The organism is Mycolicibacterium flavescens (assembly GCF_001722335.1).
Classification (GTDB): Bacteria; Actinomycetota; Actinomycetes; order Mycobacteriales; family Mycobacteriaceae; genus Mycobacterium; species Mycobacterium flavescens.
In genome coordinates this window covers 127,517-148,585 of record NZ_MIHA01000010.1, presented here as the reverse complement: position 1 = coordinate 148,585, position 21,069 = coordinate 127,517, and the positions used below count along the sequence as shown (strand labels likewise).

The 21,069-nt window shown below is 68.9% G+C and carries 19 protein-coding genes; 4 read left to right on the top strand and 15 right to left on the bottom strand.

Annotated elements, in window-relative coordinates; genetic code table 11:
- Positions 1-64: 64 nt before the first annotated feature.
- The 5 genes from BHQ18_RS15470 to BHQ18_RS15450 all read right to left on the bottom strand — a co-directional run bounded on the left by BHQ18_RS15470 (position 65) and on the right by BHQ18_RS15450 (position 5,600).
- The gene (locus BHQ18_RS15470) at positions 65-1,207 is read right to left on the bottom strand and encodes an acyl-CoA dehydrogenase family protein (protein ID WP_069414501.1); all 1,143 of its coding nucleotides are present in this window, start codon (positions 1,205-1,207) and stop codon (positions 65-67) included.
- Positions 1,208-1,212: 5 nt separating this feature from the next.
- Positions 1,213-1,998, bottom strand: coding sequence for a crotonase/enoyl-CoA hydratase family protein (locus tag BHQ18_RS15465; protein ID WP_069414500.1), 786 nt, complete (start codon positions 1,996-1,998; stop codon positions 1,213-1,215).
- A gap of 8 nt (positions 1,999-2,006) precedes the next feature.
- Positions 2,007-3,164 (bottom strand): thiolase family protein, encoded by a 1,158-nt coding sequence (locus tag BHQ18_RS15460; protein WP_069414499.1) that lies wholly within the window; start codon positions 3,162-3,164, stop codon positions 2,007-2,009.
- A 114-nt stretch (positions 3,165-3,278) separates the two neighbouring features.
- Complete coding sequence (locus BHQ18_RS15455) at positions 3,279-5,021, bottom strand: DUF3556 domain-containing protein (RefSeq protein WP_069414498.1); 1,743 nt, start codon at positions 5,019-5,021, stop codon at positions 3,279-3,281.
- 57 nt (positions 5,022-5,078) lie between these two features.
- On the bottom strand, positions 5,079-5,600 hold the full coding sequence (locus BHQ18_RS15450) for a DoxX family protein (protein WP_069414497.1): 522 nt from the start codon (positions 5,598-5,600) through the stop codon (positions 5,079-5,081).
- A 79-nt stretch (positions 5,601-5,679) separates the two neighbouring features.
- Here BHQ18_RS15450 and BHQ18_RS15445 point away from each other — a divergent pair, with 79 nt between their 5' ends.
- Positions 5,680-7,119 carry an HNH endonuclease signature motif containing protein gene (locus BHQ18_RS15445; protein WP_069414496.1) on the top strand — a complete coding sequence of 480 codons (1,440 nt, stop codon included), beginning with the start codon at positions 5,680-5,682 and terminating at the stop codon, positions 7,117-7,119.
- Between the two features lie 21 nt (positions 7,120-7,140).
- On the opposite strand, the gene BHQ18_RS15440 is transcribed toward BHQ18_RS15445, so the two are convergent.
- From BHQ18_RS15440 to BHQ18_RS15425, 4 genes are read right to left on the bottom strand one after another with little or no spacing between them, the layout of a single operon-like run.
- The gene (locus tag BHQ18_RS15440; protein ID WP_069414495.1) at positions 7,141-8,400 is read right to left on the bottom strand and encodes a WS/DGAT domain-containing protein; all 1,260 of its coding nucleotides are present in this window, start codon (positions 8,398-8,400) and stop codon (positions 7,141-7,143) included.
- Between the two features lie 10 nt (positions 8,401-8,410).
- Positions 8,411-9,313: an alpha/beta fold hydrolase gene (locus tag BHQ18_RS15435; RefSeq protein ID WP_069414494.1), complete on the bottom strand. Its 903-nt coding sequence runs from the start codon at positions 9,311-9,313 to the stop codon at positions 8,411-8,413.
- A gap of 7 nt (positions 9,314-9,320) precedes the next feature.
- Entirely contained in the window at positions 9,321-10,016 is a 696-nt protein-coding gene (locus BHQ18_RS15430) for a hypothetical protein (RefSeq protein WP_069414493.1), read from the bottom strand.
- The gene (locus BHQ18_RS15425; RefSeq protein WP_069414492.1) at positions 10,013-10,726 is read right to left on the bottom strand and encodes an Rv1363c family protein; all 714 of its coding nucleotides are present in this window, start codon (positions 10,724-10,726) and stop codon (positions 10,013-10,015) included. Before BHQ18_RS15425 ends, BHQ18_RS15430 begins: the two co-directional genes overlap by 4 nt.
- Before the next feature lie 153 nt (positions 10,727-10,879).
- Between BHQ18_RS15425 and BHQ18_RS15420 the strand changes: the two genes are divergently transcribed.
- Together BHQ18_RS15420 and BHQ18_RS15415 are read left to right on the top strand one after the other, a co-directional pair.
- Positions 10,880-11,329 (top strand): Zn-ribbon domain-containing OB-fold protein, encoded by a 450-nt coding sequence (locus BHQ18_RS15420; RefSeq protein WP_069414491.1) that lies wholly within the window; start codon positions 10,880-10,882, stop codon positions 11,327-11,329.
- 54 nt (positions 11,330-11,383) lie between these two features.
- A complete protein-coding gene (locus tag BHQ18_RS15415; protein WP_069414490.1) occupies positions 11,384-12,160 on the top strand; it encodes an enoyl-CoA hydratase/isomerase family protein in 777 nt (258 codons plus the stop codon).
- Between the two features lie 6 nt (positions 12,161-12,166).
- Here the strand turns inward: BHQ18_RS15415 and BHQ18_RS15410 are convergent, their stop codons facing one another.
- Genes BHQ18_RS15410 through BHQ18_RS15395 form a run of 4 tightly spaced genes read right to left on the bottom strand, consistent with a single transcriptional unit; the run spans position 12,167 to position 16,582 of the window.
- Complete coding sequence (locus tag BHQ18_RS15410; RefSeq protein ID WP_069414489.1) at positions 12,167-12,922, bottom strand: enoyl-CoA hydratase-related protein; 756 nt, start codon at positions 12,920-12,922, stop codon at positions 12,167-12,169.
- Positions 12,919-14,208: an FAS1-like dehydratase domain-containing protein gene (locus BHQ18_RS15405; RefSeq protein ID WP_069414488.1), complete on the bottom strand. Its 1,290-nt coding sequence runs from the start codon at positions 14,206-14,208 to the stop codon at positions 12,919-12,921. Before BHQ18_RS15405 ends, BHQ18_RS15410 begins: the two co-directional genes overlap by 4 nt.
- A gap of 9 nt (positions 14,209-14,217) precedes the next feature.
- Positions 14,218-15,069: a mycofactocin-coupled SDR family oxidoreductase gene (locus tag BHQ18_RS15400; protein WP_069414487.1), complete on the bottom strand. Its 852-nt coding sequence runs from the start codon at positions 15,067-15,069 to the stop codon at positions 14,218-14,220.
- A gap of 13 nt (positions 15,070-15,082) precedes the next feature.
- Complete coding sequence (locus BHQ18_RS15395; RefSeq protein ID WP_069414486.1) at positions 15,083-16,582, bottom strand: class I adenylate-forming enzyme family protein; 1,500 nt, start codon at positions 16,580-16,582, stop codon at positions 15,083-15,085.
- 83 nt (positions 16,583-16,665) lie between these two features.
- On the opposite strand from BHQ18_RS15395, the gene BHQ18_RS15390 reads away from it, so the two are divergent.
- Positions 16,666-17,613, top strand: a complete 948-nt coding sequence (locus BHQ18_RS15390) for an acyl-CoA dehydrogenase family protein (RefSeq protein WP_069414485.1) — start codon at positions 16,666-16,668, stop codon at positions 17,611-17,613.
- Here BHQ18_RS15390 and BHQ18_RS15385 read toward each other — a convergent pair whose 3' ends face one another.
- Positions 17,614-18,792, bottom strand: coding sequence for an acyl-CoA dehydrogenase family protein (locus BHQ18_RS15385; protein ID WP_069414484.1), 1,179 nt, complete (start codon positions 18,790-18,792; stop codon positions 17,614-17,616). It lies immediately after the preceding gene.
- A complete protein-coding gene (locus BHQ18_RS15380) occupies positions 18,789-21,038 on the bottom strand; it encodes an acyl-CoA dehydrogenase family protein (RefSeq protein WP_069414571.1) in 2,250 nt (749 codons plus the stop codon). The genes BHQ18_RS15385 and BHQ18_RS15380 overlap by 4 nt, the downstream gene beginning before the upstream one ends.
- Positions 21,039-21,069: the final 31 nt, after the last annotated feature.

The window sequence follows — 21,069 nt, the reverse complement described above, 5'->3', positions numbered from 1 at the left end:
TCGCACGCAAAAGCCCCTGAAACGCCGTTGTTTCAGGGGCTTTCGCGTGCGGACGCGGGCCGGGTTACAGACCCAGGTCGCGGCCGATGATCTCTTTCATGATTTCGGTGGTGCCGCCGAAGATCGTCTGGATGCGGCCGTCCACGTAGGCGCGGGCGACGCGGTACTCCATCATGTAGCCGTAGCCGCCGTGCAGCTGCACGCAGTTGTCGACGACCTTCTTGGCGACCTCGGTGGCCCACCACTTGGCCTTGGCGGCCTCGATGGCGGTCAGCTCACCGTCGATGACGCCCTGCAGGCACCGGTCGAGGTAGTTCTCGGTGACCTCGAGCTCGGTGTCCATCTCGGCGAGCAGGAACCGGTTGTGCTGGAAGCTGCCGATCGGCTGACCGAATGCCTTGCGGTCCTTGGCGTACTGCAGCGTCTCCTCCCAGACGGCGCGCGCCCCGGCCACCGCTGAGATCGCGATGCCCAACCGCTCCGACGGCAGGTTGGTCATCAGGTGGTAGAAGCCGCGGCCTTCCTTGCCGAGCACGTTGGCCGACGGCACGCGGACGTTCTCGAAGTGCAGCTCGGAGGTGTCCTGCGTGTGCAGGCCCATCTTGTCGAGCTTGCGCCCGCGGCTGAAGCCCTCCATGTCCCGCTCGACGACCAGCAGCGTGAAGCCCTTGTGGCCCGCCTCGGGGTCGGTGCGCGCGACGACGACGCAGAGGTCGCAGTTGATGCCGGAGGAGATGAACGTCTTGGAGCCGTTGAGGATCCAGTCGTCACCGTCGCGCACCGCGGAGGTGCGGATGCCTGCCAGGTCGCTGCCGGCGCCGGGTTCGGTCATCGCGATCGCGATGATCAGTTCGCCGGTGACGATGCCGGGCATCCAGCGCTTCTTCTGCTCGTCGTTGGCCAGTTCCTTGAAGTACGGGCCGACGACGTCGTTGTGCAGGCTCAGCGCGGGGCCGTGCACACCGGAGCGGGCGAGCTCCTCGTCGATGATCGCGTTGAAGCGGAAGTCGTCGGCGCCACCGCCGCCGTACTCCTCGGGCATGTTGAACCCGATCAGACCGTACTTGCCCGCGGCCGTGTAGGCCGACCGGTCGACGATGCGCTCGGTCTCCCACTTCTCCTGGTGCGGAACCAGTTCGCGCTCGATGTACTCGCGAACGGTCTCGCGGAACGCCTCGTGCTCGGCTTCGAAAATCGTTCTCTTCACTGTTGTTATTTGGCCTTCCAAACGGGCTGGCGCTTCTCGGCGAATGCCAGCGGTCCTTCTTTAGCGTCCTCGGAACGCATCACGGCGATGACCTCGCGCAGGGTTCGCGCCCAGCCCGGTTCGTCGCCGACGATGACACCTTTGTCGACCCCCATCGCGACCCGCTTGCTGGCCCAGACCGCAAGCGGCGCATTGCAGGTGATGCGGTCGGCGAGCGCGATCGCGGCGTCGACGACGGTGCCGTCGGGGACGACCTCGTTGATCAGGCCCCACTTGGCAGCGTCGGCCGCCGACATCGGCTCACCGGTGAACAGCATCTCCAGCGCGACCTTGCGCGGGAGGTGGTCGACGATGCGGAACACCCCACCGGCCGCGGCGATCAGGCCGCGTTTCACCTCGGGCAGACCGAATTTGGCCCGCTCCTCGGCCACCACCAGGTCACTGGCGAGGGCGAGTTCGGTGCCACCGCCCAGTGCGGTGCCGTTGACCGCCGCAATGGTGGGCTTGTCGATGTAGTGGTGTACGTACCCGGCGAAGCCCCACTCACGGTGCTCCGGGTGAAAAAGGTTCTCGCGCCGCGATATCGCCTTGAGATCAGCTCCGGCGCAGAACGATTCGCCGGCACCGGTCAGTACCACCGCGCGGACGTCGGGGTCGTTCTGCGCCAGGTGCAGCGCATCGCCGACGGCGGTGCTCACCGCGCTGTTGACCGCGTTGCGGGCCTCCGGACGGTTGATCGTGATGATCATGACGTTCCCGCGGCGCTCGGCGAGCGCCGCGGGTGTCGTCATCTCCGATGTCACAGCAGCTCGAGGATGGTGGCGTTGGCCTGGCCGCCGCCCTCGCACATCGTCTGCAGTCCGTACTGAATCCCGTTGGCGCGCATGTGGTAGAGCATCGTGGTCATGATGCGGGCGCCGGAACCGCCGAGCGGGTGACCGAGAGCGATCGCACCGCCGTTGGGGTTGAGCTTCTTCTCGTCGGCGCCGATGTCCTTCAGCCACGCCATCGGCACGGGCGCGAACGCCTCGTTGACCTCGAACACACCGATGTCGTCGACGGACAGACCCGACTTCTTGAGCGCCTTCTGGGTGGCCGGGATCGGCGCGGTCAGCATGATCACCGGATCGGAACCGGCCAGCACCGCGGTGTGCACGCGCGCGATCGGCTTGAGGCCGAGCGACTTCGCCTTCTCCGCCGACATGAACAGCAGCGCCGCCGAGCCGTCGGAGATCTGGCTGGAGTTGCCGGCGTGGATGACGCCGTCCTCCTTGAACGCCGGCTTCAGCTGCGCCATCTTCTCGATCGGGGTGCCGCGACGGATGCCCTCGTCCTTGAGCACGACGGTCTCGTTGCCGTCCTCGTCCTTGGTCTTGATTCCGACGATCTGGTCGTCGAACGCACCGGAATCCTGTGCGGCAGCGGCCTTCTCGTGCGAGTCGAGGGAGAACTGGTCGAGCGAGGTGCGGTCGAAGCCCCACTGCTCGGCGATCATCTCGGCGCCGATGCCCTGGTTCGGGGTCTGGGTGTAGCGGTTGCGGAAGGCCTCCGGGTAGGGGTGGCCGCCGTTGGCCAGCGACGATCCCATCGGAACGCGCGACATCACCTCGACACCGCCGGCGACGACGACGTCGTAGTGGCCGGCGACCACGCCGGCCGCGGCGAAGTGCACGGACTGCTGGCTCGAACCGCACTGGCGGTCGACGGTCACACCGGGAACGGTCTCGGGCCAGCCGGCCGCCAGCACCGCGGTGCGCGCGATGTCGAGGGCCTGCTCACCGGCCTGCATGACGCAGCCCCAGATGACGTCATCGACCAGGGCCGGGTCCACTCCGGCACGCTCGACGAGGCCGTTGAGCACCTGCGCGGACAGATCGCCCGGGTGTACGCCCGACAGTCCTCCGTTGCGTTTGCCGACGGGCGACCGCACTGCCTCCACGATGACGGCTTCAGCCATGACACAGCTCCTTCGAGGTTCGGATGATTCACCCACGCGCGGGGTCCACCCCCGAACGTAAACGAACAAGGTTTACTAGGTCAACTCACTGGTTGGTCGAGCAGCCGGCGCGTGTCAGGGCGCGTCGGCGCCGTCCTTCTGCCAGGTCACCTGTACCGGCACCGTGTCGTCCCACGGTTGGCGCGTGACCATGTCGGCGACCCGGATGTATCCGCGCTCGAACTCGCCGGTGGCGGCGTCGACCAGTCGGTACTGCTGGGTCTGCCGGTGGATCGGTTGACCGTCGATCAGCACCACCCGGACCTCGCCGGGCGCGAAGGCGCACCGCCGCTGCAGCGCGGCGATCAACTGCTCGTTGTGCATGTGGCCGTCACCGAAGTTCCAGCCGATCGCGGTGCTGCAGATCCGTTCGCCGTCGGTGAGCACGTAGTCGTCCTCGTTGTGACCGGCCATCGCCCTATGCGCCAGCGTGAACATCGCGCGCCCGTGAGTGTTGAAGGCGCGGAACGCGTATCCCATGTAGAGGTACATCTGCGCGGTCTCGGGGCTGCCGTAGTACCGCTCCATCTGCGCCTGCGGCATGCTCGCGATCGAGACGACGTTCTCCTCGATCTTGGCCGACGCCGACGGTTTCACACACCACAGACCGGTGTCCCAGTTGCCGGCGTAGTACCGCATACCGGGCAGGAACGACACCTTGCGGGGGAACAGGTTGCCGAGCACCACGGTGCCGGCCACGACGGCGAACAGCACGAGCGGCCACGGGCTCTGCAGATCGCCGAGGCCGATGCCCTGGTGGCCGACGAACAGCGCCACGACGCTGAACATCATGAACACGTTCCACTCCAGCGGCACACCCATCGGGATCGACGACAGGATGCCGAAGTGGAACACCAGCATCACGATCGCCGCGATGTAGGTGGGCCAGCCGCCCGGCGAGAAGAACAGCACCAGCGGGACCAGGCCCTCGACGGCGGTGGAGAAGTGCGCCAGCCACCGTGACAGCCGGCCGGGCCGCAGGTCGTCGGGGAAGTGCTCGAAGAAGCTGCGTTTGATCCACTTGGGCCGGAACACCGGGTTGTTGCTCATCATCGTGGAGATGACGAACGGGAAGTGTTTGTTGAGTTTCGACGTCGCGGCACCCAGCCAGATGGTCAGGCAGACGAGTTTGGCCGCGATGATGATGTCGGCGCCGCCGAACAGGAAGCACACCGCCAGTGACGCGTAGACCTCACCGCGGGCGGCCAGGAAGATGACCTTGTCGCGCAGGCCGAGCACCGCGAGCAGGCCGAGGATCGTCGCGATCTGCCACACCGGAAGCACGCCGACGGTGGTGTTCAGTTCGGGGATCGGCCCGGTGCCGTCGGAGGCCAGCGCCACCACGAGCATCACCAGCAGCGCGGCGTAGAGCAGCGCGTCGACCGGTGTGCGGGTGTCGCCTCTGGTCAGCGGGATGCGGGTGGGCCACGGTGGTAACCGGATCGTGTTGGGCCGCAGCCAGTACAGGATCGAGCCCATCGGCGGGAAGAACCGGTTGTTGAGCGGGCCGAAGCCGCAGCCGAGGCCGACGACCTCGAACAGCATCGTGTAGAGCACGACCTTCTCGAACACGATCGGCTCGTTGTACCAGGACGTGACGTCGGTGAACCCGTCGATGCCCTCGGTGGACAGCGCGACCAGCCAGGCCCCGAGGATGTAGAGCAGGATCTTGACGACGTAGAAGAGGTGCAGCACGACCGGCGCGCCGAAGCCGACCTCGGCCCAGTGGCGGGCCATCGGGACGATCTTCTCCGCGCGGGTGCCCTTGCTCCACTGCTCGAAGTCGACGACGGGTGCGTCCTGCTTCAGAAACCCCATGCGCCCCAGACTAGAACGTGTTCTAGCCAAGCAGGAGTGGTTCGCGCTGCGCTGTCGTCAGGCGTCGGTTTTGGCGGGCGGCCGATAGAAGATCGCCAGCTGACCGATGCCGCCGAGCAGGCCCAGGCCGAGCGAGATGACCAGCCCCCACCAGCCGTGCAGCAGGTCGTAGAAGCTCGACGAGCTGAACAGCAGGTGGTCCAGGCTGAGCTTGCCCGCGCCGATGGTCGCGATGCCGACAGCGACCGCGGCAAGGACCAGGTTGTACTCCCAGCCCTCCTTGACGATGAAGAAGCCGTTCGGCTTGTGCACGGTCCACGCGGCGACGAGCATCAGCGCGACGAAGCCGGCCGCCGGGATCGGGGTGAGCAGGCCGACGGCCAGGCCGATGCCGGCCGCCATCTCGGTCGTCGCGGCGACGCGCGCGTGAAACATGCCGGGCTTCATGCCCATGCTGTCGAACCAGCCGGCGGTGCCCTTGAGGCCGCCGGGCCCGAAGAACTTGTTGTAGCCGTGGGCGGCCATGGTCAGGCCGAGCACCACGCGCAGGATCAGCACTCCGACGTCGTAGGCAGTCATGCAACAAAATCTAGGCCATGTGTTAAACCGCTGACCAGTCTCACCCCCCTTGTCCGACCGCGCGGGTAGTATCGAACGTATGTTCGAGGGGCGTGATGATGCCGCGGTGGTCGATTCGATTACTGCGGCGTCGCGTGCGCAGAACGCGGCTTGTGGTCGGGAGTTACTTGCGATGGGTGAGCTTTATGCTCGTCGGGCTCCCGAGGACGAAGACGAGCGCATCAATTGGGCGATCGACGGGCATGCCAACGTGGTGGCCGAGCTGGCCGCGGCGTTGAACATCAGCCGTCACCGGGCGGCCAGTCGGTTGGAGTTGGCGATCGATCTGCGCACGCGGCTGCCCCAGGTGGGTTTGGTGTTCGCCGCCGGGGACATCGACTACCGGATGGTGATCGCACTGGTCAACCGCAGCAGCAACGTCGAAGACGACGAGCTGCTGGCCCACCTGGATACCGCGTTTGCCACCCATGCGCCGAGGTGGATGAAACTGTCGGGGCCCAAGCTCGACGAGCGCATCGACATGTGGGTGGAAAAATTCGACCCGACCGGGGTGCGTGAACCCCAACCCGCCCGCGATGACCGCTACGTTCATGTCGCCCCGATGGGCGCCGGGATGGTCGGGGTGTGGGCGCGGCTGACCTTCGACGAAGGGGTCTGCTTTGACACCCGCGTCGATGAGGTCGCCGCCACCGTGTGCCGCGATGATCCGCGCCCGCCCGAGCAGCGCCGCGTCGATGCGATGATGGCCATGACCCAGGGGCAGATGCGGCTGCAGTGCGGCTGCGGGGCCCACGATTGCCCCAACAGCGCCGCCGTGGCGGCCTCGACGCAGGTGGTGATCAACGTGATCGCCGAACAAGCCACCATCGAGGGCCGCAGCAGTAATCCGGGGTATCTGCCCGGAGTCGGGGCGATCCCGGCCGCCCTGCTGCGCGAGCGGCTGGCCACCGCCAAACTCGTACCGGTCGCGCTGCCTGAGCCGTGCGCGCAAGCGGGGTATCGGCCCTCGGCGGGGTTGGCGCGTTTCATCCGGTGCCGGGATCTCGCGTGTCGGTTCCCGGGCTGTGAGGTGCCCGCCGCCCGATGTCAGATCGACCACACCATCGCCTATCCGATCGGCCCGACTCATCCGTCGAACCTCAAGCTGCTGTGCGTTTTTCACCATCTGCTCAAGACGTTTTGGACCGGCCCCGATGGTTGGCGTGATTTTCAACTGCCCGACGGCACGGTGATCTGGCGCTCCCCGGGCGGCCAGCGATACATGACCACCCCGGCGGGGGCCGAATTCTTCAAGCGGCTCGGCGAACCCACCGGCGTCATCGACCTGAACCCGCCCAGCCAGGGCCCCGACGACAACATCCATCGCGGGGCGATGATGCCCAAACGCCGCCGCACCAGAGCCGAAGACAAGGCCTACCGCATCGCCCTGGAACGCCAACACAACGCCGCCCGCTTGAACCGGAAACAACTCCTGCTCGCCGAACAACTCGCCAGAGACGACGAACCACCACCCTTCTGAGGCACCGTGCCCCGCGCCGGGTTAGCGGGGATGAGCCAGTGCGTGCGCCAATCGTTCGGTGTACGAGTCGATGTCGTCGACGGCCGATTCGGCGGCGTGCACACTGACTGCGATGGTGTCGCCGATGCCGTGCACGCCGTGGGTGAGGCCCATCATCGGCGACAGCGCGGGATAACCGGCCGTCAGCACGACCGGTGCGTCGCCGAACCGCAGATCCGCGGACCCGCGGTTCACGCTCGATACGACGGTATTGCCCGTGACCGTCGCCGATCGCAGCGTGGGGTCGAAAAGCCCGACACCCCAACGCAACAGAGCTGCTGGCGTCGCGGCGAACGCGCGCTCGGCGGTCACCATCGCCGGATGCGCGGCCCGGGTGCGGCGCCGCTTGAGATCCTCGGCGATCCGCTCGGCACGCTCGGCGAACGGCAGATCCGGGTACAACCGCACCCCGACGTTGCCGTAATGGTTGCGCGCCCGGCGCTCACCGGCCTTCGCCATCGGCACCTCGGCGCCCAGCGACGACGGGTCCTCCCCCGCCGCTCGTAGATGTTCCGCCAGCGCCGACGAAACCGCCGCGAGCACCCCCACCGTCACCGTCGGCCCCGGCAACTCCGACCGGCGCAGCGCCACGGTACGCAGCAAGCGACCACCCTCCGGGCGCGAATTGCATTGCAGCGCAGGACACTGCACCGCGGGCGGCGGCACCAGCCCCGCCTCGGTGTCCTGAACCAGCCGTCGGTGTGCCCGCGCCGCGCGGACACCCCGTAGCGGCATCGCCAACGCCTGCAGCGGACGCGGCGCGGCCACCGGAGGCACCGCCTGCGCCCGCCCGAACAGCCACGCCGCCAGCGCCGAGGCGCGCACCCCGTCGGCCAGCGCGTGCGGCACCTGCATCACGGCCACGGTCGCACGGTCGGCACCGGACATCCCGCTCACGTCGGGAAACACATGCAGCCGCCACGGTGTGACCTGAGGGTCGAGTTGATTGTCGTCGAGCCGCATCACTGCGGCCAGACAATCCGACCACCGCATCGCCGCGTCGTGCACCACGAACTGCTCCGCCGAGACCTGCGTCGGCACCCACTGCGGATAGGACCATCGATTCCGTTCGGCGACACGCATTCTCAGTTCCGGACACTCGGCCGCCCGGGTGCGCAGGTCCTGCACCACCGCACCTACATCAGGCGTCGTCCCGGCGAACCCGTAGAGCAGGAACTGGTCGCTGGGGATCTTCGCCGACATCCAGTACGCCTGCGCGTCCACCGCGGACAGTCGAGCCATGCGAACCAGGCTAGGCGCGTCCGATGAAGTCGACGATGTGGCCGCCCACCGCATCGGGCTGTTCGAGTTGCAGGAAGTGTCCGGCCCGCGCGACGCCGAGCGCCCGGCTGCCCTCCGGCAGCGCGGGCTCCACCCACCGGATGTAATCCGCTGAGGCGCAACCGTCGTCGAGACCGTGCAGGTACAGCGTCGGCAGGTGCGGGGCCTCCAGCCAATGCTGGTGCAGCTCGCGGTAGCGGGCCGGCGGCTTGCTGTTGCGTACGGTGGCACGGTAGTAGCCCAGCGCGGCGCGCCAGTTCTGCGGTGCGCCGATCGCCTCGAAAACATGAGCGACGTCCTCGGTCGCGTCGTAACCGGGCGACCACTGCCGCCACAGCCGCGGCACCACCCAGTCGGCCGATCGGTCCGGCAGCCCGGGCAGCTGGAAATACATGATGTACCAGCTGCGCATCAGCTGACGCGGCAGTTGCGCCGCCAGCCGCAGCCCATCGGGCACCCGCCCCAGCGGACGGAACGAGGCCGACGGCGGCACCGACATGATCACCGCCTTGCGGAAGGGGCTGTCGGGCATCGCGGCCAGCCCGGCGCCGGCGATCGCACCCCAGTCGTGCCCGATCAATACGTCGCGGCCCGTCGCGCCCACCGCGTCGAGCACGCGCAGCGCATCGTCCATCAGCGCGCCGACGTGATAGCTACCGTCGGCCGCGACCGACGACGGCGCGTAGCCACGCATGAACGGAGCCACCACCCGCCAACCGGCGTCGACCAGCACCGGCGCCACCTTGCGCCAGCCGTGCGCGGTGTCGGGAAAGCCGTGCAGGCACAACGCGATCGGCGCGTCCTGCGGACCCCAGACCAGCGCCCGCAGCCGGACTTCCGGCGCGTCGACGTCGATCAGCGAGGGTTCGGCCACCGCGGCTCTACACCGGGTCGAACTTGGAGATCAGCCAACGGCCGTCGATCTTCTCCAGCGTCACCCGCACGCTCGACGCGGTGTCGGTGGGCGCATCCTGGCCCACGACCACGGTCTGGTTCACGAACACCAGCACCTCGGCCTCGTCCTGCTCGGCCCTCACCGAGGCGGCCGCGGGCACCGACGCCACCGCCGAAATCTGCTTCTCCTTGGCGCCGGGGATCACCACGTCGTTGATCAGACCGGTGTAGGAGTCCTGGAAGTCGCCGGTGAGCAGGTTGCGGGCATCGTTGAGCTGCTGCTCGACGGTGTCCGGCTTGTACGACAGCATCGCGATCGTGCTGTCCTTGGCGACCTGCACGGTCTCGATGCGGGCCACCTCGCTGTTGCGTACCGAGTTGTCCACCCATTTGAAGTAGCCGGCCGCTCCGGCCAGGATCAGCGCGAGCGCAGGCAGCACACCGAACGCGAACACCCGCGCCCAGTTGATGCCGCGTTTCGGCGCGGCTTCTTCCTTCTCGGCCACCGCACCGCCGACCGGCTCGTCCGGCGACTCGGCGGCCTCGGTGTCAGCGGCCTCGGTGCCAGCAACGTCCGCCGTCGACTCGGTCAACTCCACCGCTTCGGTCTCCTGTTCGGGCGTGGTCTCTGCGGTCGAGTCGGCGTCCTGGGCCCGCTTGGGCAGTCTGTGCTTCCTACTCACGGTACGAACTCCACATTCGAGACCTTGGCCTCATCGTCGCCGGTCTTCTGCACCGAGATCCGCATCCGCCACGAACGCGGCGCCTGCTCGGGCGCGCCGGCATTGGTGGTGTTGACGGTCACGGCCACCAGGACCTGACCTTCGGTGTCGCTGGACGACTCCAGACCGGCCTCGGCGATCTTGCCCTCGGACTTGGACTGCGCCTGCTTGACGACCTCGATGAACGGGGCCGAGCGCTGCTGGAAGTCGTCGTAGAACGTGCCGGTCGACGAGTCCAGCACGCGCTGCACGTCGGCCTCGGCCTGTTCATGGTTGATCGTGGTGAGGTTCAGCGCGCCCTGCCTGCCCACCTGCAGGAACAGGTTGCGCAGGTCCTCGGCCTGGCGGGACTCGTAGGCGCGGTAGCCGAGCCACCCGGCCAGCCCGCCGAGCGCGAGCACCAGCACCAGGCCCGCGATCATCGCGAGCTTGACGTGCGACATGCGCGGCTTGGCGGCGACCGCCTCCCCGTCCGCGTCCTCAGCGTCGGCGGCTCCGCTGTCGGTGGGGTAGTCCTCGACAGCCTCATCCTCGACAGCCTCGGTGTCCTCCACCGCCTCTGACGAGTCCGCGGCGGGTGGCGTGACCTCGGATTCCTTGTCCTGCGTATCCGGGGCGCCGACTTCCGCGGTCGACTCCTCCCCCTCGGCGGGGGGCTTCTCGTCTGCCATCTATGTTTCCTCAGCGGCCGGCGGCCAGATCGGGGTCAGTCACAGGTCGGTCCCAACCTATGTGTCCGACACCATAGCGTCGGTGGTCACGGGTCCCGTCGCACGCACCGGAAAACGACCAACCAAAACGGTAAATAGTTTACTCTTTACGGGATGTCCACAACGTACAGCAGGCCGCAGTTCCGGCTCGCCCCCACGCCCACGTCCGAGTCCCGCGACTTCTGGACCGGCGGCGCGCGCGGCGAACTGCTGATCGCGCGGTGCCGCGACTGCCGGCGCTTCTTCCACCCGCCGGGGCCGGCGTGCTTTCGCTGCCGCAGCACAAACGTCGCGCCCGAACCCGTCTCCGGGCTCGCGACCGTCGCCGCGTACACCGTCAACCGCCAACCGTGGATTCCCGGCCTGGAGCCGCCCTACATCGTGGCCATGGTCGAACTCGACGACGAACCCGACGTCCGGCTGATCACCAACGTGGTCAATGTCTCCCTCGACGACATCGCCGTCGGGCTTCCGGTCGAGGTGTTCTTCGAGGACTGGACCGACCCGTCCGGCGACGAGGACACCCGGGTGTGGCTGCCGCTCTTCCGGCCGCGCTCTGCTTGACGCCCGGATCGCCCACATAGTTAACTTAGTGACCTGTCTACACAGGGAGCGTCGATGACCGACTTTGAAACGATCGAGTTCGTGGTCAGCGACCACGTCGCCACCGTGACGCTGAACCGGCCGGACCAGATGAACAGCTTCAACGAGACGATGGCCGGTGAGATCACCGATGCGTGGCGGCGGGTCCGTGAGGACGACGACATCCACGTGGCTGTCCTGCAGGCCAACGGCGAACGCGCGTTCTGCACCGGTATCGACGTCTCGGCGGGCCGCTGGTGGGGCGAGCAGCCGATCTTCAACCAGGAAGACCCCGGCGCGTTCCTCGGCCCGAAGACCCATCGCGTCTGGAAGCCCGTCATCGCCGCACTGCACGGCATGGTCGCAGGCGGGGCAATGTATTTCGTCAACGAGTGCGACTTCTCCATCTGCGGGGAGGGTGCGACGTTCTTCGACCCGCACCTCAACGGCGGCGTGGTCTCGGCGCTCGAACCGATGGGCATGCTGTCGCTGGGCATCCCGTTCGGCGACGTGATGCGCTGGGCGCTGACCGGCAGCGAGGAACGCATCACCGCCGCCACCGCCCTGCGGCTCGGCTTGGTGACCGAGGTCGTGCCGGACGACGAACTGCGTTCGCGCGCAGCGGAAATCGCCGCCGAAATCGCCGGCCGTCGACCGCTGGCCGTGCAGGGCACGGTGCGGGCGCTGTGGGAGGCCAGAGACCTCTCCCCGACCCTGCGCCAGCGCCACGGGCTGTCGTATACGCACCTGGGCAACGACTACGACAACCCCACCGACTCCCGCGCCAACAAGCGCAAACCCCGTTTTCGCTGATACCGGCTACGTGCCACCGAATTTGGGCCTGCGACGCTCCCGGAAGGCCGCCCTGGCCTCGCGGAAATCGTTGGTGGCCACCAGCGCCCGCTGCCCTTCGATCTCGATCTCCTGCACGGCATCCAGTTCGGCCAGCGTAGCCGCCGCCAATGCCTTCTTGGTCCAGCGGTAGGACTGCGTGGGCCCCTCGGCCAGGCTGGCGCTCAGCGACGCCAGCTCGCGCTCGTAGGCGTCGTCGTCGACCACGTGGGACACCAGACCCCACTCGAATGCCTGGGTGGCCGAGACTTTTTCGGCGGTCATCGCCATCCGCGCCGCCCGCGCACGCCCGATGGCGCGGGGCAGCAGCGCCGAAGCCCCGCCGTCCGGCATCAGCCCCACGCGGGCGAACGCCAGCTGGAAGTAGGCCGACCGCGCCGCGACCACCAGGTCGCACGCCAGCGCCAGCGGGCAGCCGAATCCGGCAGCGGGGCCGTGCACCCCGGCGATCACCGGTTTGGGCAGCGTGGTCAGCGCGCGCACCACCTGATTGGCCGCCTCCGCGGCGCCCTCGGTGTTGCGGCCGGTCAGATCACCGCCCGAGCAGAACGCGCGCCCGGCTCCGGTCAGCGCAACCACGCGTACCGACGCGTCGGCGGCCGCCTCCGCCAGCCGCGCAGACAGCTCTGTAAGCATCGGCGTGTCAACGGCGTTGAGCTTGTCGGGCCGGTCGAGCACCACCCGCAGCACCGCGCCGTCGCGGCTGACCGAGATGCCGTTCACTCTCCGTGGATGCGGCGCATCTCTTCGCCGACCCGGCCCGCCTTGCGCGACGCCACCTGTGCGCCCCGCCGACGCAGCTCGTCGTCGGGAACGGGCAGCACCACGGCCCCGGTCTCGCGCGACGGCAGCAGCACCTTGGCGCTGCCTCTTGTCGTGGTCTCGTCACGCTGATTGGTGGCCGCGACGTCGACCGACACGACCTCGCCCGGCCCGTCGCCCTTGGCGCTGACAGACCCGGTGCAGCGGTGGATGTCACCGTGATAGTTGAACCCGCGCATCTGCAGATCCATCTCGAACAGCCAGCCGTCGTCGCCGATCCAGTTGGTCAGCAGGTGACTGACCCACGCCGCGCGCATCTGCCCGTAGTCGTAGGGCGCCGGAATGCCCAGTGCCTTGGCCCGTTCGGGGTCCCAGTGCAGGCGCTGCACGATGTCGGGTACCCCGTACTCGTCGGGGGTGTAGAACGCCGGCATGCGTTTACGCAACTGGTGGGCGTACTTCAGCGGGCCGACACCGTAGCCGCCCCAGCCCCACCCCATGTGCATGCTGATGATGTCGACGACGGTCAGCGGGCCCTTCATGATCGGCGGCAGTTCCTCGCCGACGGTCACGTCCTCCCACCACCGCGGATCGGCACCGCGCCGCACCTCGGCCTCGTACGCCTGCTCGACCTCCTCGAACTCCTCAGGGGTCCAGCGCTGGCGCTCGATGCCGGCCAGCTTGCCCGACTTCTTCGAGCCGTGTCGTTCGGCGTTGATGTAGGCCTCGTCGCGGGTGGCGATCGGGTTGCCGTCGACGTCGACGTAGAGGTAGCGGTAGGTCTCCTTGACCGAGCGGCCACCGGAGAACTGGCTTTCTTTGACCTCGACGTCCTGGGTGTAGACCTCCATCAGCACCGGCCGGCCCGCGTAGATCGGTTGGTACCAGGTCCATTTCACGCCGGCGTAGTACTTGCCGGTGCCCCGGAACAGTCCGCGGAACAGCTTCTTGCGCTCGGGGTCGGTGAACTTCGGGGTCTGGTCCAGGCCGGTGGCGATCGGGAAGGTCGGCGACGCGATCTGGCCGTGCCAGCGGGTGGCCGCGCCGTACTCGGGATCGTGGAACAGCGGGTTGTCGTCGCCGCACCCCCACGCGAAGTGCGAGATGGCGTCGGCGTTGGGCAGCTTGTTCCACGGCTCGTCGCGCTGGTGCACGGCGATGCCGATCTGGGCCCGGGCCCGCTCGATGTCCTCGTCGGTGATGCGGCCCTCGATGACGGCGCTGTCGTCCTGCTGCGCGGTGGTCATCGTCTCCTCCTAGAACTTCAGCATCGCGCCGGCGTCGACCCGGAATTGTTGTCCGGTGACGAAGCGGGATTCGTCGGAGGCCAGGAAGCACACGAGGGCGGAGACATCTTCGGCCTCGACGTACGGGGTGGGCATCGCCTGCATCGCCGGGAACGCCAGCAGTGCGTCATCGCGCGTCGGCGCCTCCAGGTCCGGCCGGAACTGCTTGTACATCGGCGCGCTGTTGAGCATGTCGGTGTTGACGTTGGTGGGATGGATGGCGTTGACCCGGATCGACTTCGGAGCAAGCAGACCGGCCATCTGCGTGGCGTAGGAATCGACCAGCTGCTTGGCGTAGCTGTACCCCAGGCCGCCCGGGCCCTGCGGTCCGCCGGCACCCGCGGGCATCTTCGCTGCCAGCAGGGCCGCGATCGACCCGGTGGTGATGATCGACGCACCCTCCTTCAGGTGCGGAAGCGCGGCGTGCACGGTGTTGACCACCCCGATGAAGTCGACGTCGAAGGCGTCGACGAACGCCTGGATCTCCAAATGCTCACCGAGCGGGCAGATTCCGGCGTTGGCGACGACGACGTCGAGCTTGCCGAACTCCGCGACGGCGTTGGCGAGTTCGCGGGTCACCGCCGCTCGGTCGCGCACATCGACCTCCGCGGTGTACGCGCGACGCCCCGTCTTCTCCACCTCGAGGCCGGCCTCCTCGAGATCGCGCGGGGTGGCCAGCGGGTACTCGTTGGTCTCGATGTCGTGGCAGATATCGAACAGGATGACGTCGGCGCCGTCCTCGGCCAGCTTCACCGCGTGGCTGCGGCCCTGTCCGCGCGCACCGCCCGTCACCAGAACGACCTTGTCCTGTACGCGTCCCATCGTTGTGCCTTTCCTAGTTCTGTTGTTGAAGTTCTTCGATCAGCGCGATCAGGCGCCGCCGGTCGACCTTGAGAGCGGCGCTGCGCGGCAGTTCGTCGACGACGAACACCGACACGGGCACCTCGTAGGGGGTCAGCGTGCTGCGGCAGTGCTCGCGAAGCGCCTCGCCGGTCACCGTCGCGCCGTCCTTCACCTGCACTGCCGCGACGGGCACCTGGCCGAGGCGCTGATCGGGCAGGCCCGCGACCGCCGCATCGGCGACCGCCTCGTGGCTGCGCAGCGCCCGCACCACGGTCTCCGGTGCGATCTTGAAGCCGCCGCGCACAATGACGTCGTCGGCGCGGCCGTCGATGTAGAGGTAGCCGTCGGCGTCGATGTGTGCCAGATCACTTGTCGTGACCCAGTTCTCGGCGGAGTCACCGACCTGGGCCGACGCCACCTGCAGCCGCCCGGTCTGGCCAGCCCCGAGCACCCGGCCGTCGTCGTCGACCACCTGCAGGCGCACGCCGGGGAATGCCCGTCCGACGCTGCCCTTCTTGTCCGCCCACGATGCGCGGAAGTCCTTTGCTGTCCATCCGGCGACGGCACCGGCGAATTCGGTGGCGCCGTAAGTGACCAGGATCGGGATGCCGAACCGCTCGAGAAACGCGTCCACCAGGTCGGGGTCGACCGGGGCGGTGCCGGCGATCATGGCGCGCAGGCTCGACAGGTCTTCACGCGGGATGTCGGAGTCGAGCACCGCGCGGATCGCCGGCGGCGGCAGGCCGCCGAGGATGGGCCGGTGCTCGACGATCGCGGCGTGCCAACCCTCGATGCTGAACCGCTTCAGCATGACGATGGGACGCGCCGCCAGCAGCGCGGTCAGCAGCGACCACAGCCCGCCGATGTGCACGATCGGCAGGATCACCATTCCGACCGCACCGGTCAGTGGCGGCTTGTCGCGGACCTCGGGCCGGTTGTTGTGCTCCAGCGCCGCCGACAGCGAGGCTTCCATCTGCTTGCGGCGCAACGGGATTCGCTTCGCCGGACCGGTGGTGCCGGACGTCAGCATCTCGATCAGCACACCGGGGTCACCCGCCCGGGGCTCACGCGATGCCTTGGCGTACACGGTGACGTCGCCACCGTCGACGGCGAAGACCGTGGCACCGCTGTCCGCGGCCACCGCGCCGAACACCGTGTTCTCCAACAGCTCCCGCGGCGCGAGGACGTAGTCGGCGGCGCTGGCGGTCAGGTCGTCGCCGAGACGGTCGGCCGGCTGCAGCGGGCTCAACGTCACCATCGTGCGCTCGGTGCGCAGCAGCGTGATCAGCGCGGCGACCGACTCCATCCGGTTCTCCAGGACGACGGCCACCCGCGCGCCGGGCCCGGCCCCGACGGCGCCGAGTTCGCGGTCGAGCGTCTCGCTGAGAACGCGGATGTCACCCCAGCTGAACCACTGCCCGTCCTGCTGTAGCATCGGCGCCTCGTCGGGCGCATCCCACAGCCGGCCCAGCGCTTCTCGGATGCTCGTCATCGCCACCTTCTGAGTCGGGTTGACCCGTTCCGTCGAACGTAGTCCACATGGTTTACTAGGTCAACCAACTCGAGGGAGTCGACATGGACATCGGCATGACCGACGAACAAGAACAACTGGCCGACGCGGAGCGGGCCTGGCTGAGCCGCCACGATCCAATCGCGAAGGTGCGACAAGCGTTGGACCACGCACCGATTCGCATCGACCACGACGCCGTCGCCCACGCCGAGGAGTCGGGGCTGCTCGACCTGCTGACCACCGAGGTCGGCGGCACTCACATGGACCTGGCGGTGTGCGCCGAGGCGCACGGTTACGCGGTAAGTTCGCTGCCGATCGCGGACCTCGCGGTCGCGCGCTGGGTGCTCGAACGCGTCGGTGTCGATAGCGACGCGCTCACCGGGGTGGCGCAGGCAGCCGAGACCACCACCCGGCCGGCGCCGATGGCCGCGGACATGGCGCAGTTCGTGGTCGTGCGCGACGAATCCGTTGCGGTCGTGGACAATCCGGTGCTCACCGAGTTGACGACGCTGGACCTGACCCGATCGTGGGCCCGCCTGACGCTCGACGCGCCCGAGTGGCGTCCCGCGCCGCCCGGAACATCGGAGCGCGTCCGCGCCGCGCTGGCGCTGCACCGCGGGTTCGACGCGATCGGTGCGGCGGCGCGGCTGCTGGAGATGACCGTGGAGTACGCGGGTCAGCGCGAGCAGTTCGGCGCGCCGATCGGGTCGTTCCAGGCGGTCAAGCACCACTGCGCCGACATGGCGGTGGGTGTGGAGGCCGGCCGCGCGACGCTGTGGGCGGCCGCCGCGTCGCTCGACGCCGACGCCGCGCGGTCTTCGCACCTGGTCTCGGCGGCGGTCGCCTACGCCAAGAACGCCGCGAGCGAGGTGGCGGGCACCGCGCTGCAGGTGCACGGCGGCATCGGATTCACCTGGGAGCACGATCTGCACCTGTTCCTGCGCCGCATCCGCGTCGATGAGGCGTTCGACGGCAGCGTCGCCGAGCACCGCGCGGCGCTCGTGCCGGCCTGATCACCTGCGGTCCCGCGGCAGCCCGAGCCCACGCTCGGCGATCATGTTGCGCATGATCTCCGAACTGCCGCCGGCGATGGTGAACGCGCGGGCGTAGAGCCACTCGTCCTGCCACCGGCCGTCGTCCAGAGCCGCGGCGTCGCCTTCGACCAGAACGCCTGCCTCACCGCCGAGTTCGACGGCGAAACTGGCGATCTCGAGGTTGAGTTCGCTGAACATCAGCTTGCCCATCGCGGCGTCGTGCATGCGCTCGCCACCGCGCAGCCACCGGGTGAGGTTCGCGCCGGTGAGCGCGGACAGCGCCTCGACCCGCGCGCTGAACTCGCCGGTCCGGTCGCGCACCCGGTCACTCTCGATGGCGGGGCGCCCGCCGATCTCGACGCGGCGGGCCAGGTCGATGAGCGCGTCGAGGGCCGCCCGGAGCTTGACCACGACCGCACCGACATTGGTGCGTTCGTGTGCCAGTGTCGCATTCGCGATCACCCAGCCCTGGCCGGGCGCACCGATCATCGCATCGGCGGGCACCGTGACCGCGTCGAAGAACACCTCGTTGAAGTCCGACGTCCCGGTCAACTCGCGCAGCGGTCGCACGCTGACGCCGGGTGCCGACATGTCGAGGATGAACGCGCTGATGCCCTTGTGCTTGGGCGCATCGGGATCGGTGCGGGCCAGCAGGTAGCCGTACCGCGCCCAGTGCCCGTCGGTGGTCCACACCTTCTGCCCGTCGATGACGTAGTTGTCGCCGTCGCGGACCGCGCGGGTGCGCAGCGACGCCAGATCGCTGCCCGCCCCGGGCTCGCTGAACAGCTGACACCAGAATTCCTCACCGGCACGGATTTTCGGCAGATGGCGGTGACGCTGCTCGTCGGTGCCGAAGTCGATCAGGGCCCGCGCGGCCAGCACGCTGCCGCTCTGGCCGCCGGGGACCTGGGCCCGCGCCAGCTCCTCGGCGACGACGATCGCGTGTCCGGGTGTGCGGTCCTCGCGGCCGCCGAACTCGGCCGGCCAGTCCGCGCCGACGTAACCGGCCTCGTAGAGCTGACCGGTCCACCGCTGCAAGGCCGCGAACTCGGTTTCGTTGTCGGCGCTGCGCACCCCGGCGCGGTAGGGGATGTCCGGGGCGTGCTCGGCGATGAACGCGCGCACCTCGGCGCGGAAGTCGTCGAGTGTGTCGGTCATGAAGTGAGCTCCTGAAGTACGGTGCGAGCAGCCTTGTCCCGCAGAGAATCCGGATGTTCGATCAGCACCGCGTTGGCGCGGGCGCGGCGCAGCAGAAGATGCGCGGGATGCTCCCAGGTGAAGCCGATCCCGCCGTGGACCTGCACGGCGCCTTCGGCGATCGCGACCGCGGCGTCGAAGGCGGCCGCGGCGGCCAGTTCCGCGGCGCGGTCGTCGTCCCCCTCGGCCGCCGCCGCCACGAGGCTGCGCGCCCCTTCCAGCGCGACCAGCATGTCGGCGCACCGGTGCGACACCGCCTGGAAGCTGCCGATCGGCCTGCCGAACTGTTCGCGCTCCCCGGCCCAGTTGACGGCCATCGCCAGCGCGCGGGCGGCCACGCCGACGGAGTCCGCCGCCGCGGCCAGCAGCCCGTGGCGCCGGGCTCTGGCCAGCGCACCGACCAAATCGCTTCCCTCCGCGAGGATCTCGCCTTGCGCTCCATCGAAGGTCACCGCGCCGATCGTCGCGGTCAGGTCCAGCGGCTGCTGGACCTCGACCGCGGCTGCCGACGGGTCGACCGCGATCAGCACCGCACCGTCGCCGCGGCGGGCCAGCACCAGCAGCACCTCGGCCACCGGCGCGCCCGCGACCACCGGGACGGTCCCGGTCACGCGCGCACCGTCCCAGGTGGGCAGGGCCTCTCCGGCGAGCACCCAGCCGCTGTCGCTGAGCGGGACCGCGAACGCGGCGGTCGCGCCCGCGGCGATCCGGCCGACCACCGACTTGGCGTCGACCGCGTTCGCCACGTCGAGCGCGGTGACGGTCGGCACCAGCGGGACCGGGGCCAGCGCCCCGGCCGCCTCCTCGATCGCCGCGTACAGCTGCCGGCGGTCAGCACCCGCGCCGCCCAGCGCCTCGTCGACCGCCAGCGCCGGTAGCCCGAACTCCACCAGCGCGGACCACACGTCACGGTCGAACGCGTCGTGCGGACGCCGCCGGTCCAGCAGCGCTTCGATGTCCACCCGCTCGCCGACCGCGCCCAGTGCGTCGCGCAGGCTCTGCTCGTCGGGATCGGAAACCGCCAGCGGGGCACCGGGTTTCACTGCGGCGGTTCGGCGACCCTCCCCGCGGTGCGACGGCAGCCCCAGCACGGTCTCGGCGATCGTGTTCCGCTGGATCTCGGCGGTTCCCGCGCCGATCGTGGTGGCGCGGCTCATCAGGTAGCCGTAGGTCCAGCGGCCGTTGTCGACGGCTCCGGCCGCGCGGCTGCCCAGCGCGGCCTGCGGTCCCGTCGCGCGCAGTGCCAGCGCATGCAGGTCCTGCTCGAACTCGGACTTGACCAACCGGTTCACCGACGCCACCCCGCCGGGATCCTCCCCGCGCAGCACAGCGTCCAGGGCGCGGGCGCTGTTTGCGGCGATCGCGCGGACACCGGACTCCAGGCGCGCCACCTGCTGCAGGACCAGCGGATCGGTGTGCAGCCCCTGATCGCGGAGCAGCGCGAACACCCGGTCGGTGGTCTTGCGGTACTTGAACTCGTCGGCCAGAAAGGCGGTGGCGCGCTCGTGTCCGAGCGACGTGCGCATGATCGCCCAGCCGTTGCCCTCCTCGCCGACCACATTCTCGACGGGCACCTCGACGTCGTCGAAGAACACCTCGGCGAAATGGGCGCCGCCGCTGATATCGCGCAGGGGCCGCACCTCCATGCCCGGGGCGTTCATCGGGATCAGCAGGTACGTGATGCCGTCGGTGCTCCTACCGGCAGGCCCGGTGCGCACCAGCGCGAACATCCAGTCCGCGCGGTCGGCCATCGTGGTCCACACCTTCTGGCCGGTCACCCGGTAGACGTCGCCGTCGCGCACCGCCCGCGTCGACAGCGACGCGAGGTCACTGCCGGCGCCGGGTTCGGAGAAGCCCTGGCACCAGAATTCGTCCGCGCGCAGCAGCGGTTCGAGGAACCGGGCCCGTTGCGCGTCGGTGCCGTGCTTGATCAGGGTCGGCGCGACGATGAACGACAGCGAGCACGGATGCGTCGGAGCGCCCGCCGCCGTGGTGATCCGGTAGTAGTCGAGCTGGTCTTCCAGCGACAGCTCCATCCCACCGGCCGACTTCGGCCAGCCCGGCGCGGCCAACCCCTCGTCGACCAGCCGCGAATGCCACGCCCGGGCGGCGGTGATCCGGTCCGGCCGTGGCCCGTCGTTCACCTGCTCTCGTCGGCGCTCGTCGAGCAGTGCGTGCAGGCCTTCGCGCCAGTTCCCAGCGGTGATCACCCGACAAAGTTAACTTGGTTACTTATGT

Excerpts from the sequence above, each read along its gene's own strand:
- BHQ18_RS15465 (WP_069414500.1), bottom strand. The coding sequence starts at position 1,998 with ATGACGACACCCGCGGCGCTCGCCGAGCGCCGCGGGAACGTCATGATC.
- BHQ18_RS15460 (WP_069414499.1), bottom strand. The coding sequence starts at position 3,164 with ATGGCTGAAGCCGTCATCGTGGAGGCAGTGCGGTCGCCCGTCGGCAAA.
- BHQ18_RS15455 (WP_069414498.1), bottom strand. The coding sequence starts at position 5,021 with ATGGGGTTTCTGAAGCAGGACGCACCCGTCGTCGACTTCGAGCAGTGG.
- BHQ18_RS15450 (WP_069414497.1), bottom strand. The coding sequence starts at position 5,600 with ATGACTGCCTACGACGTCGGAGTGCTGATCCTGCGCGTGGTGCTCGGC.
- BHQ18_RS15445 (WP_069414496.1), top strand. The coding sequence starts at position 5,680 with ATGTTCGAGGGGCGTGATGATGCCGCGGTGGTCGATTCGATTACTGCG.
- BHQ18_RS15440 (WP_069414495.1), bottom strand. The coding sequence starts at position 8,400 with ATGGCTCGACTGTCCGCGGTGGACGCGCAGGCGTACTGGATGTCGGCG.
- BHQ18_RS15425 (WP_069414492.1), bottom strand. The coding sequence starts at position 10,726 with ATGGCAGACGAGAAGCCCCCCGCCGAGGGGGAGGAGTCGACCGCGGAA.
- BHQ18_RS15420 (WP_069414491.1), top strand. The coding sequence starts at position 10,880 with ATGTCCACAACGTACAGCAGGCCGCAGTTCCGGCTCGCCCCCACGCCC.
- BHQ18_RS15415 (WP_069414490.1), top strand. The coding sequence starts at position 11,384 with ATGACCGACTTTGAAACGATCGAGTTCGTGGTCAGCGACCACGTCGCC.
- BHQ18_RS15405 (WP_069414488.1), bottom strand. The coding sequence starts at position 14,208 with ATGACCACCGCGCAGCAGGACGACAGCGCCGTCATCGAGGGCCGCATC.
- BHQ18_RS15400 (WP_069414487.1), bottom strand. The coding sequence starts at position 15,069 with ATGGGACGCGTACAGGACAAGGTCGTTCTGGTGACGGGCGGTGCGCGC.
- BHQ18_RS15395 (WP_069414486.1), bottom strand. The coding sequence starts at position 16,582 with ATGACGAGCATCCGAGAAGCGCTGGGCCGGCTGTGGGATGCGCCCGAC.
- BHQ18_RS15390 (WP_069414485.1), top strand. The coding sequence starts at position 16,666 with ATGGACATCGGCATGACCGACGAACAAGAACAACTGGCCGACGCGGAG.
- BHQ18_RS15385 (WP_069414484.1), bottom strand. The coding sequence starts at position 18,792 with ATGACCGACACACTCGACGACTTCCGCGCCGAGGTGCGCGCGTTCATC.